The sequence below is a fragment of the Streptomyces sp. NPDC030222 genome (assembly GCF_055573115.1).
Window position 1 is genome coordinate 92,505 of the sequence record NZ_JBVICA010000004.1, and the last position, 16,576, is coordinate 109,080.

Genomic DNA, 16,576 nt, shown 5'->3' on the forward strand with positions numbered 1-16,576 from the left:
CGGGAGAGGGCGACGATTGCCGCGGGGTGGAGGCACTGTGACCAGGGGGTTGGCAGATATATTTCGTAACTCGATATATACTCGATTGATGACACGACGGAACCCGTCCTTGACGGAAGCGCAATACTTCATCCTCGCTGCGCTCATGGACGGGCCGTTGCACGGCTACGGAATCATCAAGGCCGCCGAGCAGGCCACCGACGGGCGGCTCCGGATCGCCGTCGGCACTCTCTATGGCGCGCTGGAGCGGTTGGAGCGGGCCGGGCTGGTGGCCGCCGACCATGAGGAGATCGTGGACGGGCGGGCGCGGCGCTACTACCGGCTCACCGAGGACGGCACCGCGACGCTCGGCCGGGAGGCGCTGCGGATGCAGCAGGCGGCGGCCGTCGTCATCGGACGCTTGCGGGATGCCGGGGTGGCCCCGGCATGAACCGTTTGCTGCTTGCGGCCTATCCCGAGCCCTACCGTTCCCGGCATGGTGAGGAGTTGCTGGCCTGCCTGGCCGAGGCGTATCCCGGCCGCTCCTGGCCCCCGCCGCGGGAGGTTGTCGCCTTGGCGCGCGCCGGGGTGCAGGCCCGCGCCCGCGCCGTCGTCGACGTCACGGCCCTGCCGTGGTGGCTGGACGGCATTCATCTGACCGCTCTCGTCCTCGCCGCGCTGGCGCTGGTGCCGTATCTGCAGGATGTGTGGCACTGGGCACTGCACATCGATCCCGGCCGGCATGCCATCGCCTTCCGCTTCTCCGGCTGGTACCCGTGGGCGCAAGGTCCCGGCACGCGGACACGGCTCCTGCCCTACGGGCTGCTTCCGCTGGTCTGCCTGATCGCCCTGCTGCGCGGCAAGCCGTGGATTGCCCTGCCGGCCGCAGCAGCGATGGTCTGCGCCGGCGCCACGTTCAACAGCAATACGCTCTTCGGCGACGAGGGCAAGGCGGGCCTGGGCTACTACGGGCTGGGCGCCCCGATAACGGCCCGTGACCTGGTGCTGTCCGGGGCCCTGTGCGCTGCATGCGCCGTGCTGGCGGCCTGCCGTCCTGGCCGGCTGCGGCGCCGCTCGTACCGCTGGCTGGTCCCCGTCGTGCTCGCCATGTTCGTGGCGGGGAACCTGCACATCATCTCCATCAGTCCGGCCTTCCAACGCGGCCTGTTCGCCCTCGAAGTCGCCGCACTGATCGCCGCGTGGGTGACAACGGCCGCTACCGGGGATTACCGGTGGCTGATCCCCGTCGCGGCGTTCGCGTTCATCCGCACGCAGGCGATCGTCAACCAGCCGAACGGGTTCATGCAGTCCCTGCCGGACCTGGTCGTCCTCCTCCTCCTGATCGCACCCCTCCCGGTCCTGGCGATCACCGCCCAGCGCCGACGGAGCCGGGCGCTCCTCGAATAGGAGCAGATCCCTGGTGCGCCGACCGAGCCCGTCGGCCCGCCGCGTGCAGCAAGAAGCGCGTGAACGAACTCCCCCACGGAAGAAGGCAAGCGATGCCTCAGCACGATTCCTCGACCCTGCCCACGCACCGGCCGGACGGCCCCGGCAAGGCCTCGGAAGCACCGGCCGGCACCAGCCCCTCGCGGACGACACGGCCGTGGACCCCAGCTCTGCTGTATTTCCTGGGGTTCCTGGCGGTCTACCTGCTCGCTGTCTGCACGCCGGTCGGGCAAAGGGCGGAGAACGCCCTGTTCGATCTCGGGGCAGGCGACCGGAGGAAGGCATGGATCTATCCCTGGTCGGGAGCGGCTTACGGCTCGACGCCCCTGCCACCTATGGAATCGAGCCACATCAGCACCCTGATCGTGGGCTTGGGCGTCATAGCGGTCGTGACCCTGGTGCGCAGGTGCTGGTGGCGGGGGTGTGCGGCGGTCGGGGTCGTTGTGGCCACGATCGGGGGCAAGGAGGTGCTCAAGGCGGTCCTGCCCCGCCCGCACCTGGTAGACGCACCAGAATCGCTCATCGAGGGGAGCTTTCCCAGCGGGCACGCGGCCATCCCCGCCGCGCTGACCCTCGGCGTCATCCTTGTCGCGTCCCCCCGCATTCGCCCCTACGTCACCGCGGTCGGCGTGCTGTGGCTCGCTTGCATCGCCGCCGCCGTCCAGGCTCTCGGTCACCATCGGCCCAGTGACGTGCTGGGGTCGACACTGCTGGCCTGCGTCTGCTACAGCCTCGTGGTCTGGCTGCTGCCCACCGCCGCCGGACCGGACGTCACGCGCGGCCCCCGTACGCTGCCGTCCGTCATCCTGGCACCGTCCGCGGCCGTCGCACTCGCCGCCGGCGTACGGAGCGACTCCCTCGCGCTTTCATTGATCGACTCAGCCACGGCCTTCGTGTGCGCAGCCCTGCTCTGGTACACCGCGGCCGAGCACCCCACACGCACTGCACGCCGCACACGCCCCACACCGGGCTGACCACCAAGCCGATTCCGGGTCAGGGACCGGCGCACTCACGGCACCGGGCCTCGCTCGTGGCGAGTCAGACGGTCGTGTTCGCCCGCGGGGCGTCGTGGTACACGGAGTCGGCTCCGCTCCCGCGGTGGCGGGTTGCCGTGACGGCGCGCCAGATCCACCACACAGCTGCGTAGAGGACCACGGTGCCGATCAGGCCGGAGCCCGCGCCTTTCGCCGCGTCGGACAGCACCCCTTCAACCACGACGCTCAGCGGCAGTCCGGTCGTCGTCGCCTCCGGGCCGGCGAGCCACCACCAGGCGTGGGCGACGGCTCCGACGACCGTGGCCAGAGCCACTGCGAGGAGGACAAGGCGCCGCGTTGCGCCACTGGGGCCGGTACGGACTTGATGAGCAAGGAGGCGGGCTCGCCTGCGCCACACATACACCGCGATGGCGGCCAGGCCGCCGAGCGTGCTCACATGCTGCAGCGCCCGCGCCCAGGTGAGGCTGCCCGCCAGTTCGGAGGCGAGCCAGGGCGCATGGGTGACCACGAACCCGTCGTGGTGGGTGAAGGCATCCCAGACCAGGTGCGTGGCGATGCCGATCAGAGCGGACAGGACGATCCACCCGGCTCGGCATATCAGCGTGCCGACCGTCCGGGGCGGTGACGGGGAGAGCGACAGCGGCAGCAGGGACGCCAGCGGGCGATGGCCGGCTCGGGACAGGCCCCACAGCGTGAGGGCGTACGGCAGGGTGACGGTGACGGCACCGAGAGCGGTGTGCGAGGTCGTGGCGTTGACGAAGGGTTCGTACCAGGACTGCGCGCTGACGGGCAGGCCTGTAGCGACAACGAAGTAGGGCATGTCCGGTGCGAAGGCTCCGGCAACCAGCGCGGCCCGGCTGAAGGGCTGCCGCATCAACGGCAGTACGGCCGCGGGGTGGGACAGGGTGAATGGCATCAGCATCCTCTTCCCGATAGTCCGTCGAACGGAATACTACGTCAAACGGACTACGGGGCCACTGCGCCCGTTTTGATGCTCGGCCGCGGTGTGCCATTCAGAGGAAGGTGCGTCCGGTTCGCCCCAGACGGCGGCGGGCCAGAAGGGCAGTCACCGCGGTGGCCGGCAGACGGCCGCCAGACACGTGACAACGGCCGCCTCACCCCCACGCTGTGGTGTAGGCCTGGGCGAGCAGGGGCGGGGATGCCAAGACCATCGCCCCCAGCTCGCGGCCGCCTCGTGATCCACTGCGCCGGGTCAGCACGACACCGGTCGCGGCGAGGACGAGCAGGGGCCAGCACCCGTAGTCGGTGCTGACCCACGGCACCGCGTGCGCGCCGATGACAGCCCGTGGCACGACCACGAGCGCGATCACGGCACCAGCCATGCCCGCCCACCCCGCCGCAGTGCTCTCCACGCGCCGGTCCGGCGGGCATGCGAGCACCACGGCCGCAGCCAGGGCCACCGCGGCCGGGGTGACGACCGGGTCACCGAACGCCGGCCCGCTGACCACCGCTGCAACCGCGAAGGAGAGCAGCCCGGCCACCGTGCAGGGCACCCCCACACGCCACCGGCCGGCCAGCGCCGACGCCGCTCCTGCCAACACGATCAGCGATGAGACGAGCAGCACACCCCACGCCCCCGACAGGTCGACTCCAAGCTGCACCCTCAACGGGGCGGGTGAGGAGACCAGACCTGCGTACCAGCGCAGAAGGTGCAGGCCGCACGCAGCGGCCGAGGCGGCCAGGGCGAAGGGATACGCCAGCGCAAGAACCTGCGCGACAGGTGCAGCCGACCCCAGTCCCATCCGCATCCGCATCGCGTGCGCCGCCAGACCTGCACCTTCTTGCAGCCGCGAACTCAGCGGCTCGCCCGCGGTCATTTCGCGATAGGTCGCGGCGATCTCCCCGCCATGAGCCCGTCGGTAGGCAGCGGGATACAGCCGCAGCACGTGCTCGATCATGTGGCGTCCGCCGACGGCCGCGTGACGGACAGGCGGCGAGTAGCCTCCCTTACTGCCACCGCCAGGCGCTCGGCCTCCGCCGCCAGCCGCTCCCGCCCCGCCGAGGACAAGGTGAAGATCCGCCGGGCCCGGCCATCGACGACCTCCTCGCGCTCGACGCCGATCAGGCCGTCGGCCAGCAGACGATCCAGGGCCCCGTAGAGGGCGCCTGTACGCAGCACGACACGGCCGCCGGTCATCGCCTTGACCTCCTGCGCGATGGCGTATCCGTGCCGAGGTGCGTCCGCGAGGGCTGTCAGCACCATCAAGGTGGGCTCTTGCATCGCGCGCTCACTCACCCCACGAAGATAGTCACTCCGCCGGACCATCTCAACGCGGTCAGCCACGTCATCGAAGCCTGGGCCGCCGGCCGAGGCGTCCGGCGGAGGTACCCGCCGCACGAGACGCTGCCCGCCCGTGGCCGCGGGGACTCCCGGCGGCCGCTTTCAATTCGTACGGTGACGGAAGGGGCAGGGACGGGGCGCCCCGGCCAACTAGCCGTTCGGGTCGAGACGGAACAGCTCGGCCCCCGAGGAGAAGTAGAGGATGCCCGCCGCGTCGGCGGTCAGCCGGCGGTGCTTGTGGTCGAGGACGAGGCGGGGCGCCAGGCTGGGACGTGCGGGGTCGAGCCGGTAGATGTACCTGCCGTCGAAGCTCGCGTACAGCATGCCGCCCGCCATGGCGAGGTCGCCTCCGCTGCGGCCCTTGCCGACGGTGTGCCGGCGTACGACGGCGCGGCTCACGGCGTCGAGGGCGAAGACGGTGCGACCGGCGATGCCCCAGATCTTCCGGCTGGGCCCGGCGAGGATGCCGTGCACGGTTCCCTCGCCGGGAACGGGCACCAGCTCCCAGAGTTTCCTGCCCTCGCGGGCGTGCCAGGCGAAGACGGTCCCTTCGGTCCGGCTGTGCGGGGTGGTGGTGAGCCCGCCGATGACGGACGTGCCGCCGTACACGATCCCCTGACGGGATGTCAGACAGAAGACCGATTCGTCACGCACCACGTGCCGGACGAACCGCGACGTTCCGGTGGCCCTGTCGTACACGGCGAGTCCGCCGCCGAGGCGGTCGCCCTCGGGGAGGGTGCCGACGAAGATCCTGCCCTCGGACTCGGTGAGGCATCTCGCCCGGGACTGGAACTGGTCTTTGAGGATGAGCACGCGCTCGGGGTTCTGCGGGCTGTCCGTACGGCTCGGCGAGTACTCCCAGCTGTTCCAGGCCCGGTCGGGGTTGTAGCGGTAGAGACGGGCCTCCGGGTAGGCACCCAGCCAGACGGTGCCGTCGGCGGTGCGCAGAATGGATTCGATCTGGGTGAAGCTGCGGAAGACGGAGGCGCCGGTGGAGCTGTCGACGGAGCCGAGACCGCCGCTGAGGAATCCGCCCGTGTGGATCGTGCCCGGCTTCCCGGGGGCGAGCGCCAGGATCTCCGTCGGCTCCTTGCGGACCTTGCTCGGCACGATGGCGTACGAGCGGCTGGAGGGGTTGTAGCGGAACATGTCACCGCGCCACAGCGTCCCGACGATGCTGCGTCCCCGGTAGCCTCTCAGTCCGAGTTCCCCCCAGCCCATCGAGCGTGCGCTCTGCACCCGGCCGCTGAAGGTGAGTCCGGTGCCGGTGAACGTTCCCGTGGCGGGGTCGAAGCGGCGCAGTTCGCCGTCCTGGATGAGGTGGACGCCTCCACCGGAGTCGGGCGGCGCGACGTTGAAGCCGTGCGCGAGGGGTATCTCACCGGTCCATCTGCGGGCCGCGAGGTCGTAGATGTGCAGGGCCGCGGGGTCGACGCCGCCGATCCGCACGTAGAGTCTGCCGTCGTGGGCGTCGATGTCGTAGACGGCCTTTCCTTCGACCGTGGTCACGCCGGGCGGCTTGGGCAGTTCGGTGACGGCACCGGTGGCGGGGTCGAGTTCGGCGATGCGCGCCTGGGCGTACGCGCCGGAGTACACCTTGCCGTCGGCGCAGGCCAGCGACTTCACGTAGGTCTGACCGGCCAGGACCTGGCCGTAGTCGCGGACGGCACCGGTGACCGGGTCGTACCGGAAGACACGGCCGCCGGGGAAGGTGCCGCCCCAGACCTTGCCGGCGGCGTCCGTGGCGAGCCGCCAGATGAACGTCTGCCCCTCGACCGGCCTGCCGAGGATCTCGGTGGTGTTGCCGCCGCCCGGACGCCAGCGGTAGAGATGGCCGTTGCCGTACGTACCCGCGTAGACGGCTCCGTCGGGCGTGGCGGTGACCGCCCAGGCGCCATCGCCGCCCGGCAGGGGCGCCGAGACCAACGGTGCTCCGGTGGCGGGGTCGATGGCGTTGAGATGGGCGGGTTTGCCGCTGGACACGTTCCAGATGGCGGGTTTGCCGTTGGGCCCCGGCGCGACCGTGCCGCCGATGAGAAGGACGTCGGACAGGGGTATGCCGAGGGAGACGGGTCGGATCGCCACAGCGGGACACCTCCACAGGACCGGTTCATCAAGGGTTCTGTGCTCTGGTCCCGGTCTCATACCCGTTGTCCCTGCATGCTCAACTATCCCCAACACCCCTTCTTGGAAAGGGCATTGGAGTCAGAGCCCGAGGACTGGCGGAAAAGCCGTCGAGGCACGGGAGGGACGGTCCTGACGTCGCGGTGATGGACGGACACGCCATCGGCCCCGGCCGTCGGGACCGGGGCTGCCTGACGGGCCTGCGTCAGGGGTGCTTGTGGTCGCGTGACGCGGGCGGAATGCTCTGCTCGTACTGGAAGACGTTGTGGGGGTCGTACTTCGCCTTGATCTCGCGCAGCCGGTCGAAGTTGTCCGCCCAATAGGCGGTCTCCCAGTCCTGCTGGCCGATGTTCGGCACGTTGACGTAAGCGCCGTTCACGTAGGGCCGCAGCGCCTGGCTGAACTCGGCGATCCAGGCCTGGGCCTCCGGGGTGAGGGGGTCGCAGATACCTGGTTCCCCAGTTCCACGAGTCCCCCATCCGGCGCCGGGCTCGGAGTAGAAGAGCGCGTCGCGGTGCGGGAAAGCAGTGCCGCCGCGGGGGCTCTTCCTGACCGCCCCGCCGAAGGCCTGGGTGAAGAAGTTGCTGTCATCCGTGGGGGCGTTCTGAATGAACGAGGCAATCACACTGATCGCCTCCTCCGGGAACGGCTTTCTGGTGAACTGTGAGAAGAATTTCCAGTTCGCGGGCTCGTCCTCGGTCGGGATCTGGAATCCCGCGTATACCTCACCCCAGTTGCCCACCTGTACCGTGACCTGGGGGTTGCCGACGGACAGGATCGGGGCCAGCAGCTCCTCCACCTCCTCCGGCGTCCCCTCCGCGAGGACCGCGAACAGCAGGATCTCCGGCTTGTGGACCTCGAGCTGGGTTCCCAGGCGGTCGTCGGTGACCGGAGCCGTGCTCTGCCATGCCTCGAAGACCTCGTGCAGATCCCCGAGGCCGTCCCACGTCGCCTGCAGATAAGTGACGCTCTTCAGCGGAGCCACTTTGTACGTGAGTGACGTGACGATCCCGAAGTTGCCGTTTCCCGCCCCGCGGAGCGCCCAGAGCAGGTCCGAGTTGTTCTTCGGATCCGCCTTGATCACCTTGGCGCAGTCCTCACCGGATGCGACGACGATCTCGGCCCCCACGAGGCTGTCACATGCCATGCCGAGCCAGCGGGTGAGGAAGCCGAAGCCGCCGCCGAGCGTCGCGCCGGACAGGCCTACGCTGCCCTCCGTTCCGGTCGTCACCGCGAGGTCCTGCTGGGCGAGCGCGGTCACCGCTTCCAACTGGTTGAGCCCGGCGCCGACCGTCGCGATACGTGAGTCGGCGTCGATGTCGACCGACTTCAGTTCGCTGATGTCGATCACGATGCCGTTGTCCACGTTCGACCAGCCCTCGAGGCTGTGGCGGCCGCTCCGCACCCGCAGCGCGACGTCGTTCTGCCGCGCCCACGTAAGGGCGTTGACCACGTCCTGGGTGTTCTGGGCGAAGACGATGACCAACGGATAGTGGGAGAAGAGCTCGTCCCAGCCCAGGCTCGCATCCGCGTACGCCGGGTCGTCGGGGCGGACGATGCGGCCGGTCAGCTCCGCCGTCGGGCACTTCCCGCCACCGGGCCCTTTGCTCGCGGCGCATGTTGCGCTCACTGGGCTCGCGGCGCTCGCACCCGGGGCGGCTGCCGCCGCGACGCCGGGAACGAGGACCGCGCCGGTGCCGGCAGCCGCCGTGGCCCTGAGCAGGCCGCGACGAGAAAAATCGTGCATGGTCCGTATCCTCCCGACCGCGGTACGCCAGAATCCGGCTAAAAAACATTTGGTCCGCGAGCTGGCGCGTTCAGTCTTTCGTGGACGATTTCTGGGGCGCCCGCAGATTAACAGGGGTGACCCGTGACGATGTCGCCCAACACGCTTATCGGGGCGATGGCCAAATGTTGACGACTTCCACGTGCGGACGGCCGTGAATCAGTCCAACCGTGGGTATCCGGCGGGGCTCGACATTCATTCTGTCGGCGCGGTCGACGTCTAGCCGCGACCTCGACGACCGCCGTTTTCCTCGCCTGTCACCCTTTACGGCGGAACGCAGGAGATGTTGCGCCGGGCGAACCCAAGGGGCGCCGCCCTCGGCGGGCATGTCACCGAGTCGGCTTGGCGGACCGAACCGGGCTGGTACATGGTCGCCACCGACGACAAGATGAGTCCCCCGCCTGCCCAGCGCAGAATGTCCGGGCGAGCCCGCTTGACCACCTCGGGACGGCGGGCAGCCATACCGTCCACGTGTCACAACCGCTAGCGGTAGCCGACCTCATCGAACAGTCAGCGTCCGCGAGTGGCCGGCTCGCAGTGGCGAAGCCGTGCTCCGTGAAGGTCGACGTCCGGGCCGGCGATCTGGCGGCCCGGACGTAAGGCTCACGAGCGCCGTCGACACTCGGGGCTCACGATCACGACAAAGGCCGGCAGATCACCGGGACTTGGCATAGCCGGCCTCCGGGGCCGCCTTGCCCTCCCCGGCCGCCTTGCCCTCCCCGGCCGCCTCGCCGTCCCCGCCCGACTCACCCGACCGGGCGGGCAGACCTCGTGACCCGACGGCGATGAGCAGGGCCACACCGATCGCCGCCGCGATCCCGGTGCGGAGCGTCGTGGCCTCGGCGAGGAAGCCGATGACCACGGGGCCGACGAGCAGTCCCGTGTAGCCCAGTGCCGACACCTGCGCCACCGCCGCGTCCGAGCGGCCCGGCGCAAGGGTGCCCGCCAGGGACATGCACACGGGCACGACGGTGCAGACGGTCAGTCCTGTCAGGCCGAACCCGGCGATGGCCCACGGCGCGGAGGGTGCGGTGACCACGAGCAGGATGCCCAGCGCGGTCGCCGTGCCCGCGGCGGTGAGCAGCGACCGGCTGCCGAAACGCAGCCGCAGCCGGTCACCGAAGAGCCTTCCGCAGAACGTGGCGAGCTCGTACACGGGGTAGGCGACCGCCGCGAGGGCCTCGGAGGCGTGCAGCTCCCTGGTGAGCAGGAGGCCGCTCCAGTCGGCCACCAGTCCTTCGAGGAGGAGCGCCAGGAAGGCCACGGCGCCGACCAGATACACGATCCGGGGCAGGTCCCGGCGCTGCGTGGTCTCCTCCTCGTCGTCGGCCGGCTCGTCCAGGTAGGTCCAGCCCACTCCGACGGCGAGCGGGAAGGCTGCTGCTGCGGTGGCCAACACGGAGGCGGTGTAGGGGACTTCCAGCACAGCGAGCAGGACCGCGAGGAGTCCGCCGGCGACGGCGCCGGCGCTCCACCCGGCGTGGAAGCCGTTCATCAGCGGTCGCCCGGCACGGCGTTCGACCAGGCTGCCCTGGGCGTTCATCATCGCTTCCGCGACACCGGAGGCGGCGCCGAAGGCCGCGGCCGCGGCGAGCAGCATCGGGAAGGAGGTGCTGAGGGCGATCAGACCCACCGTGACGGTGACCAGCGGAGTGCCGACGCGCAGCAGCAGGCGGTTCCCGAGCACCGCGACCAGCCAGCGCATGCACTGCATGGTGAGCGAGGCGGCCACGCCCCAGGAGAGGATCACCAGCCCCACGTCACCGGTGTCCAGGCCGAGCTTCGCCGCCAGTCCCGGCAGCCGGGCCGCCAGAATGCCGTTCACGATCCCGACGAGCGCGAAGGTGGCGGCCACTCCTCTGTGGGCGCGCCGCAGGGAGCTTGCCGGAGAACTCAGCATGGTGGTCTTCCTGTTCGATGCGACACGTGCCTGCCCGTGACGTCACACTTCGAAGGCAGGACGTTCTTTCTTGATCAGGAAGTCTGCCGGAAGGCTTGCGCTCATCACTAGATCATCCCGTAGCATCTTCACATCTGCCAAGGTCGACGGGGGAGTTGATACCGGCGTGATTCCTGACGCATGGTCATGAGGACCATGCGTCGACGGACCGTCATCGTGGTCCGGCCGACTGCTTCGGTGAGCTGCTTGCGTGTGCGTGGCCATGGGACTCGTACGCCGACGAGGAACCCGTGCACAACGAAGAGGTCCGGCCGCGGACGCGTGCCGATTCCCGCGCCCCGTACACCCATTGGCCTCTTCTCCGCCTTCCCCCTCGCGGGCCCGAATGACCGGCCCCGCCGCACAACGTGAACGGACGAAGGATTGATCCAGCGACTGCACGACCCCGGGTCACGAGGCTTCGCCAGTGACAACCACGCCGGAGTCCACCCCGAGATCCTCGCCGCCCTCGCCGTCGCCAACCAAGGGCACCAGCCGGCCTACGGAGAGGACGTCTACACCGCCCACCTCCAGCAGGTGTTCCGCTCGCACTTCGGTGAGCGTGCGACCGTCTGGCCCGTCCTCAACGGCACCGGCGCCAACGTCGTCGGTCTGCAAGCGATGAGCGAACCCTGGGGCGCCGTCATCTGCGCGGAAAGCTCTCACATCCACACCGACGAGTGCGGAGCCCCCGAAAGGGTCGCCGGCCTCAAGCTGCTCACGGTCGACGCTCCGGACGGCAAGCTCACTCCCGAGTCGATCGCACGCCAGGCCTGGGGCTGGGGCGACGAACACCGGGCACAGCCCGGCGTGGTCGCGATCACCCAGTCCACCGAGCTCGGCACGCTCTACACACCGCAGGAAATCGCCGACATCTGCGCCTGCGCCCATGAACACGGCATGCGCGTGTTCCTCGACGGTGCCCGCCTCGCCAACGCCGCGGCGGCCCTGGACCTGCCGCTGCGCGCCTTCACGACCGACGCGGGCGTCGACGTCCTGACGTTCGGAGGCACCAAGAACGGCCTGCTGCTCGGCGAGGCCCTGGTCGTCCTCGATCCCGACGCCGTACGCGGGCCGGCCTTCCTGCGCAAGGCGGCGACCCAGCTCGCCTCCAAGATGCGTTTCGTATCGGCGCAGTTCATCGCGCTCATGGAGTCCGGGCTCTGGCTGGACAACGCGCGGCACGCCAACGCCATGGCGAGACGCCTCGCCGAGGCCGTGGGCGATCTGCCGGGGGTCCGGATCGTCCGCCCGGTGGAGGCCAACGCGGTCTTCGCGACCCTGCCCGCCGATGCGACCGAACGCTTGCAGAAACGATTCCCCTTCTATGTCAGGGACCCGCTCACCGGCGAGGTCCGCTGGATGTGTTCCTTCGACACCACCGACGACGACGTCACGGCGTTTTCGACCGCCGTCTCCGAAGCACTCGCCGCGAGCCCGCACGCCCGGAAAGGGGTGACGCAGTGAACTCCCACGACCCGGCACAGCTCGGCCACCCCGAGGTGGCGTACGCCCCCTTCCGGGGAACACGCGGCATCGAGGCCGGACTCACCTGGAGCCAGCAGGAGATCCGGGCACTCGTCGAGAAGGCCCTGCCCCACGAGTACGTCTACAACGTGGTCGGCGAGCTCAGGGTCCCCGACGGCATCCGGCTCACCGAGACGCAGTGCCTGAGGGCCCTGTCGTTCTTCCTGAGCCGCCACGAGTCCCTGCGTACGCTGTTCCCGCGCGACCGGCACGGCCGCGTCGTGCAGTCCGTCCAGCGCGAGGGGCGACTGCCCGTCGGGGTCGTCAGGACGACGGCGAGCGAGGCCGATGCCACCGCCGCCGCCCTCCGGGCCTCCTTCGACACCAGGCGCTTCTCCCTCGCGGACGAGCTGCCACTGCACGCAGCCCTGCTGGTCACCGAGGACGGGGTCCTCGGGATGGTCTACGCCTTCTCGCACATGGCCATCGACTGGTACGGCCTGGAACACCTCACCACGGAGGTGACCGAGTACTTCAGGCAGGGGGAGTACCTGCCACCGCTGCCCGACGACGCTCTCACGCCCGCGGACCTCGCCGCCCGCCAGGCGTCGCCGGACGGCATCCGCAGGCGCGAGCGGACGCTGCGGCACGTCGAGTCCCTCTACCGCGACCGGCAGCCCCTCGCACTGCCCGTACCCGTCTCCGGCATTCCCGCCGGGACGGTCTTCCGGCAGGCCAGGCTGCGCTCGCGGGCCGCCCACGAGGCAGTCGCCCGGATCGCCGCACATGCCGGCGTGAGCACCTCGGCCGCCCTCCACGGAGGAACCGCGCTCATGCTCCGGGACATGACCGGAAGCGGCCATGTGGACTTCCACCTGACGAGTTCACAGCGCTTCACCGGTGAGGCCCGCCGGATGGTCGCCACCCTGATGCAGGAGACGTACTTCTCGGTCGACGTCGCGGACGCGGACCTGCTGGACGCCGTCAAACGCTCCTGGCGGTCCGCGATCACCGCCTACCAGAACTCCGGGTGCGACGCCGACAGCATGAACCAGCTCCTGGCCCGCCTCGGGAACGGCCCCGACGACCCGCTGCGCTTCCACTACTGCATCAACGACAAACGCAGTCTGCCGGGGACCCCTGCCGCACCCACGGACAGGGAGGATTCCGCTCTCGCGGACCTGCTCGCCGAGACCGAGTTCAGCCGGCCTCCGGTCACCGAGGAAGAGGCCTTCTATCTGGTCGTCGACGACGACGGCACCCGCCTCGAACTCTCGCTGACCTGCGACACCCGGCACTTCACCGAAGCCGGCATGGAGCACTTCCTCCGCGGACTCGAAGGCTCCCTCGTCCGCTTCGCCGACACCCTCACCTGACCCCGCCCCGGAGCCTCGGGGAGACCCACGGCCGCCCGCACAGCACGCACACCCGCAAGAAAAAGCACCAGAAGAAGCACCAACCGAAAGACCTGAGAACCATGGACGAATCCGGCTTCGGCGTCATGCTCGCCCGGCTTTCCGAGAAGTCGCGCCACGACCACTACAACCCATACACCAAGTTCACCTGGCCCGACACGGTGTCCGAGGACGCCTGGTGGATGAACCCGGACTACCTCACCGTCGCCGGCACGGGACTGATCGAGGACGAGAAGACGCTCAAGGCCCTCGCGCGCCACGAGACCGTCAACTTCTTCAGTCTCCATGTGCACGGCATCCGGGAGCTGATGATCGAGGTATCCAAACGCATCCACACGCCCGATTTCGCCGAGTACAACGAATACCTGCACCACTTCATCGGCGAAGAGAACGCGCACATGTGGTTCTTCGCCGAGTTCTGCTACCGGTACGCCGGGGGCATCTACCCGGAGCCCGGGTCGCCGCTGCGGCGCGAGGGCTACGGAGACCTCTGGGACGACGTCGTCGTCTTCTCGCGCATCCTCATCTTCGAAGAGATCTTCGACTACTACAACAGCCGTATGGGCAAGGACCCCATGATCCCGGACATCCTCCGGGAGATCCACGCGGCCCACCACCACGACGAGAGCCGCCATGTCGCCTTCGGCAAGCAGCTCGTCAAGCGCCTCCACGACCGTGCGTGCGCCGCCGAGCCCGGCCGCCGGGAAGAGATCGAGAAGTACATCAAGGACTACATGACGTACTCGGTCCGCAGTCTGTACAACCCCCAGATCTTCCGCGACTCCGGGGTGGAGAAGCCTCTCGAAGTCCGCCGGAAGGCCCTGTCCCACCCCGTCCGCGAGGCTTTCCACACCAAGGTGATGGCCCGTGTCGACCGGTTCTTCGTCGCGAGCGACATCTTCCGCACCGCATGGGGAGCCGACCATGTCAGCGCCTGAGCACGACGAGTCGCCCGCAATGAGCCGAGCACCCCGGAAGGACGAGGAGAACGAGTCCATGGAAACGGTCCTGGAATTCCTGCGGAAGCTCAACTCCGCCGTGGACACCATCGACTGGGACAGCGACCTCATCGAGGCCCGCATCCTCGACTCCCTGGCCTTCGCCGAATTCCTGCTGCTGATGGAGGAAATCGTCGGCGAACCCATCGACCTCGGACAGACGGACGTGGAGAACTTCCGCACGCTCAACCGCATCAACGCGCTGATCACGGAAAGGTCCGGCCGTGAGCACGTCTGAACCGTCCGGAGCGCGGATCCTCCCGCCCGTCGTCGTCACCGACGGCCTCGTCACCCTGGGCCCCGAGGCGGTCCGCCTCAAGGCCGCGCTCGACGCCGTGTTCACCGGCTGGGCCGCCGCGGCCGGAGCGGCGGAGGTCCGCTACCCGCCGCTCATCCGTGTCGTCGACCTCGCCCGGTTCGACTATTTCACCAACTTCCCGCATCTGGCCCTCGCGGCGGCACCCCTCGACACGTCCGCCACGGCCGAACTGCCTGCACATCCGGCGGCGCCCGACGCCGTGCTCTCCGGTGAGCTGCTGGGACCTGCCGGTCTCGCCCTCCCGTCGGCCGCCTGCTACAACGCGTACCTGTCGCTCTCCGGGGCGCGGCTCGACCGGCCGGTCCGGCTCACCACCGTCGCGCAGTGCTTCCGCCGCGAGAACGAGTACCACGGGCTGCGCCGCCTGCACGGCTTCACCATGCGGGAGATCGTCGCCGTCGGCGACGCCGGAACGGTGAAGAGCCACCTGGAGACCCACAAGGAACTCATCCACACATTCGCGGCGCATCTGGGGCTGGCGCTGACCACCGAGGTCGCCACGGACCCGTTCTTCGACGCGGACGGCTCCCGGGCCGTCATGCAACGGCTGTTCCCCACCAAGGAGGAGTTCGTCAGCGAGGAAGGCCTCGCGATCGCCTCGGTCAACTACCACCGCAACTTCTTCGGCGAACGCGCCGGCATCACGCACGCCGGCGACACGGCCCACACGTCCTGTGTTGCCTTCGGAATCGAGCGGTGGCTGCACGTCCTCGACGGCCGGTTCGGCGGCGACTGGCACGCAGCCGAGGAAGCCGTCCGCGCCTTCCCCGCCGGGAAGGCGACCCGGTGACCGGTCTGCTGATGCCCGCCGAGTGGGAACCGCACGAGTCCTGCATGCTGGCCTGGCCGACGTACGAGGCACTGTGGGGCGACAGCTTCGCCGATGTGGAGCGGGAGTACGCGGCGGTCGTGCGCGCCATCGCCGCCTTCGAACCGGTGACGGTGCTGGTGCTGCCCGGCCACGCGGACCGGGTCCGCGCCCTGTGCGAAGCCGACATCACCACCATCGAGCTGCCGATGGACGACTCCTGGCTCCGTGCCTCCGGGCCGATCGTCGTGCACGGCCCGGACGGCAGGGTCGGCGTCGACTTCCGGTTCAACTCCTTCGGCGAACGCTTCCACCCGTACGCCCAGGACGACAGGATCGCCGAGCGCCTCCTGCTCACCCTGGGCCTCGAGCGCCGCGCCACGATGACCGTCCTGGAAGGCGGCGCCGTCAGCGTCGACGGCGAGGGCACGCTCATCGCCACCGAACAGTGCGTGCTCAACGCCAACCGCAACCCGCGGCTCGGCCGAGGCGACATCGAACGCGAGCTCGCGGCCCTGCTCGGCGCCGCCAAGGTGATCTGGCTTCCGTACGGGCACCTCGCCGGTGACACCGACGGACACGTCGACCACGTGTGCCAGTTCGCGGCACCGGGGCGGGTCGTGGTCGAGGCGTGCGGGGACCCCGGCCGCCCCGACCACGCCCGCTTGAAGGCCAACCGCGCCGTCCTCGAGGCGTCCACGGACGCCAGGGGCCGCGCGTTGGAGATCCTCGAACTCCCCCCGCAGCAGAAGATCCGGGTCCACGGCCGGGAAGCCGTCGTGAACTACATGAACTTCTACATCGCCAACGGCGGGGTGATCATGCCGCTGGCCGGCACGAACGCCGACGAGGAAGCCCTCGCCGCCGCCCAGGAGGCCTTCCCCGCCCACCGCGTCGTCGGCGTCGAGGCCCGGGCGCTCGCCCTCGGCGACGCAGGCGTCCACTGCATCACCCAGCAGCTCCCCGCGCGCCGCGAGCCCGACGGCGGGTGAGCCCAA

General features: G+C 69.6%; 15 protein-coding genes. 9 read left to right on the top strand and 6 right to left on the bottom strand.

Translation table 11 applies throughout. The features are described from left to right. The first annotated feature begins 88 nt into the window (after positions 1–88). From ACZ4Z5_RS07340 to ACZ4Z5_RS07350, 3 genes are all read left to right on the top strand, one after another. Positions 89–430, top strand: a complete 342-nt coding sequence (locus ACZ4Z5_RS07340) for a PadR family transcriptional regulator (RefSeq protein ID WP_468257973.1) — start codon at positions 89–91, stop codon at positions 428–430. Next, positions 427–1,386, top strand: a complete 960-nt coding sequence (locus tag ACZ4Z5_RS07345) for a hypothetical protein (RefSeq protein WP_468257976.1) — start codon at positions 427–429, stop codon at positions 1,384–1,386. The genes ACZ4Z5_RS07340 and ACZ4Z5_RS07345 overlap by 4 nt, the downstream gene beginning before the upstream one ends. Before the next feature lie 92 nt (positions 1,387–1,478). Beyond that, positions 1,479–2,399, top strand: coding sequence for a phosphatase PAP2 family protein (locus tag ACZ4Z5_RS07350; RefSeq protein ID WP_468257979.1), 921 nt, complete (start codon positions 1,479–1,481; stop codon positions 2,397–2,399). A 64-nt stretch (positions 2,400–2,463) separates the two neighbouring features. Here the strand turns inward: ACZ4Z5_RS07350 and ACZ4Z5_RS07355 are convergent, their stop codons facing one another. The 6 genes from ACZ4Z5_RS07355 to ACZ4Z5_RS07380 form a co-directional block, all read right to left on the bottom strand. After that, on the bottom strand, positions 2,464–3,336 hold the full coding sequence (locus ACZ4Z5_RS07355; protein WP_468257982.1) for a DUF4184 family protein: 873 nt from the start codon (positions 3,334–3,336) through the stop codon (positions 2,464–2,466). A gap of 199 nt (positions 3,337–3,535) precedes the next feature. Next, positions 3,536–4,339 (bottom strand): hypothetical protein, encoded by an 804-nt coding sequence (locus ACZ4Z5_RS07360; RefSeq protein ID WP_468257985.1) that lies wholly within the window; start codon positions 4,337–4,339, stop codon positions 3,536–3,538. Continuing rightward, positions 4,336–4,662 carry a PadR family transcriptional regulator gene (locus ACZ4Z5_RS07365; protein WP_468257988.1) on the bottom strand — a complete coding sequence of 109 codons (327 nt, stop codon included), beginning with the start codon at positions 4,660–4,662 and terminating at the stop codon, positions 4,336–4,338. Before ACZ4Z5_RS07365 ends, ACZ4Z5_RS07360 begins: the two co-directional genes overlap by 4 nt. 210 nt (positions 4,663–4,872) lie before the next feature. Next, positions 4,873–6,807 (bottom strand): hypothetical protein, encoded by a 1,935-nt coding sequence (locus tag ACZ4Z5_RS07370; protein ID WP_468257990.1) that lies wholly within the window; start codon positions 6,805–6,807, stop codon positions 4,873–4,875. 244 nt (positions 6,808–7,051) lie between these two features. Continuing rightward, complete coding sequence (locus ACZ4Z5_RS07375) at positions 7,052–8,593, bottom strand: FAD-binding oxidoreductase (RefSeq protein ID WP_468257993.1); 1,542 nt, start codon at positions 8,591–8,593, stop codon at positions 7,052–7,054. A 694-nt stretch (positions 8,594–9,287) separates the two neighbouring features. Next, the gene (locus tag ACZ4Z5_RS07380; protein WP_468257996.1) at positions 9,288–10,532 is read right to left on the bottom strand and encodes an MFS transporter; all 1,245 of its coding nucleotides are present in this window, start codon (positions 10,530–10,532) and stop codon (positions 9,288–9,290) included. Positions 10,533–10,955: 423 nt separating this feature from the next. Here ACZ4Z5_RS07380 and ACZ4Z5_RS07385 point away from each other — a divergent pair, with 423 nt between their 5' ends. The 6 genes from ACZ4Z5_RS07385 to ACZ4Z5_RS07410 all read left to right on the top strand — a co-directional run bounded on the left by ACZ4Z5_RS07385 (position 10,956) and on the right by ACZ4Z5_RS07410 (position 16,570). Beyond that, entirely contained in the window at positions 10,956–12,038 is a 1,083-nt protein-coding gene (locus ACZ4Z5_RS07385) for a threonine aldolase family protein (protein WP_468257999.1), read from the top strand. Next, positions 12,035–13,414 carry a condensation domain-containing protein gene (locus ACZ4Z5_RS07390; RefSeq protein WP_468258001.1) on the top strand — a complete coding sequence of 460 codons (1,380 nt, stop codon included), beginning with the start codon at positions 12,035–12,037 and terminating at the stop codon, positions 13,412–13,414. The genes ACZ4Z5_RS07385 and ACZ4Z5_RS07390 overlap by 4 nt, the downstream gene beginning before the upstream one ends. Positions 13,415–13,515: 101 nt before the next feature. Continuing rightward, positions 13,516–14,391 carry a diiron oxygenase gene (locus ACZ4Z5_RS07395; RefSeq protein ID WP_468258004.1) on the top strand — a complete coding sequence of 292 codons (876 nt, stop codon included), beginning with the start codon at positions 13,516–13,518 and terminating at the stop codon, positions 14,389–14,391. Further along, complete coding sequence (locus tag ACZ4Z5_RS07400; RefSeq protein ID WP_468258007.1) at positions 14,378–14,689, top strand: acyl carrier protein; 312 nt, start codon at positions 14,378–14,380, stop codon at positions 14,687–14,689. The genes ACZ4Z5_RS07395 and ACZ4Z5_RS07400 overlap by 14 nt, the downstream gene beginning before the upstream one ends. Beyond that, entirely contained in the window at positions 14,676–15,560 is an 885-nt protein-coding gene (locus tag ACZ4Z5_RS07405; RefSeq protein WP_468258010.1) for an aminoacyl--tRNA ligase-related protein, read from the top strand. Before ACZ4Z5_RS07400 ends, ACZ4Z5_RS07405 begins: the two co-directional genes overlap by 14 nt. Next, positions 15,557–16,570: an agmatine deiminase family protein gene (locus ACZ4Z5_RS07410; RefSeq protein WP_468258013.1), complete on the top strand. Its 1,014-nt coding sequence runs from the start codon at positions 15,557–15,559 to the stop codon at positions 16,568–16,570. The genes ACZ4Z5_RS07405 and ACZ4Z5_RS07410 overlap by 4 nt, the downstream gene beginning before the upstream one ends. Positions 16,571–16,576 lie beyond the last annotated feature (6 nt).

Bases quoted from the DNA above. Each gene is read 5' to 3' on its own strand.
- ACZ4Z5_RS07375 (WP_468257993.1), bottom strand. From the start codon at position 8,593: ATGCACGATTTTTCTCGTCGCGGCCTGCTCAGGGCCACGGCGGCTGCC.
- ACZ4Z5_RS07365 (WP_468257988.1), bottom strand. From the start codon at position 4,662: ATGCAAGAGCCCACCTTGATGGTGCTGACAGCCCTCGCGGACGCACCT.
- ACZ4Z5_RS07360 (WP_468257985.1), bottom strand. From the start codon at position 4,339: ATGATCGAGCACGTGCTGCGGCTGTATCCCGCTGCCTACCGACGGGCT.
- ACZ4Z5_RS07350 (WP_468257979.1), top strand. From the start codon at position 1,479: ATGCCTCAGCACGATTCCTCGACCCTGCCCACGCACCGGCCGGACGGC.
- ACZ4Z5_RS07395 (WP_468258004.1), top strand. From the start codon at position 13,516: ATGGACGAATCCGGCTTCGGCGTCATGCTCGCCCGGCTTTCCGAGAAG.
- ACZ4Z5_RS07355 (WP_468257982.1), bottom strand. From the start codon at position 3,336: ATGCCATTCACCCTGTCCCACCCCGCGGCCGTACTGCCGTTGATGCGG.
- ACZ4Z5_RS07380 (WP_468257996.1), bottom strand. From the start codon at position 10,532: ATGCTGAGTTCTCCGGCAAGCTCCCTGCGGCGCGCCCACAGAGGAGTG.
- ACZ4Z5_RS07340 (WP_468257973.1), top strand. From the start codon at position 89: ATGACACGACGGAACCCGTCCTTGACGGAAGCGCAATACTTCATCCTC.
- ACZ4Z5_RS07345 (WP_468257976.1), top strand. From the start codon at position 427: ATGAACCGTTTGCTGCTTGCGGCCTATCCCGAGCCCTACCGTTCCCGG.
- ACZ4Z5_RS07400 (WP_468258007.1), top strand. From the start codon at position 14,378: ATGTCAGCGCCTGAGCACGACGAGTCGCCCGCAATGAGCCGAGCACCC.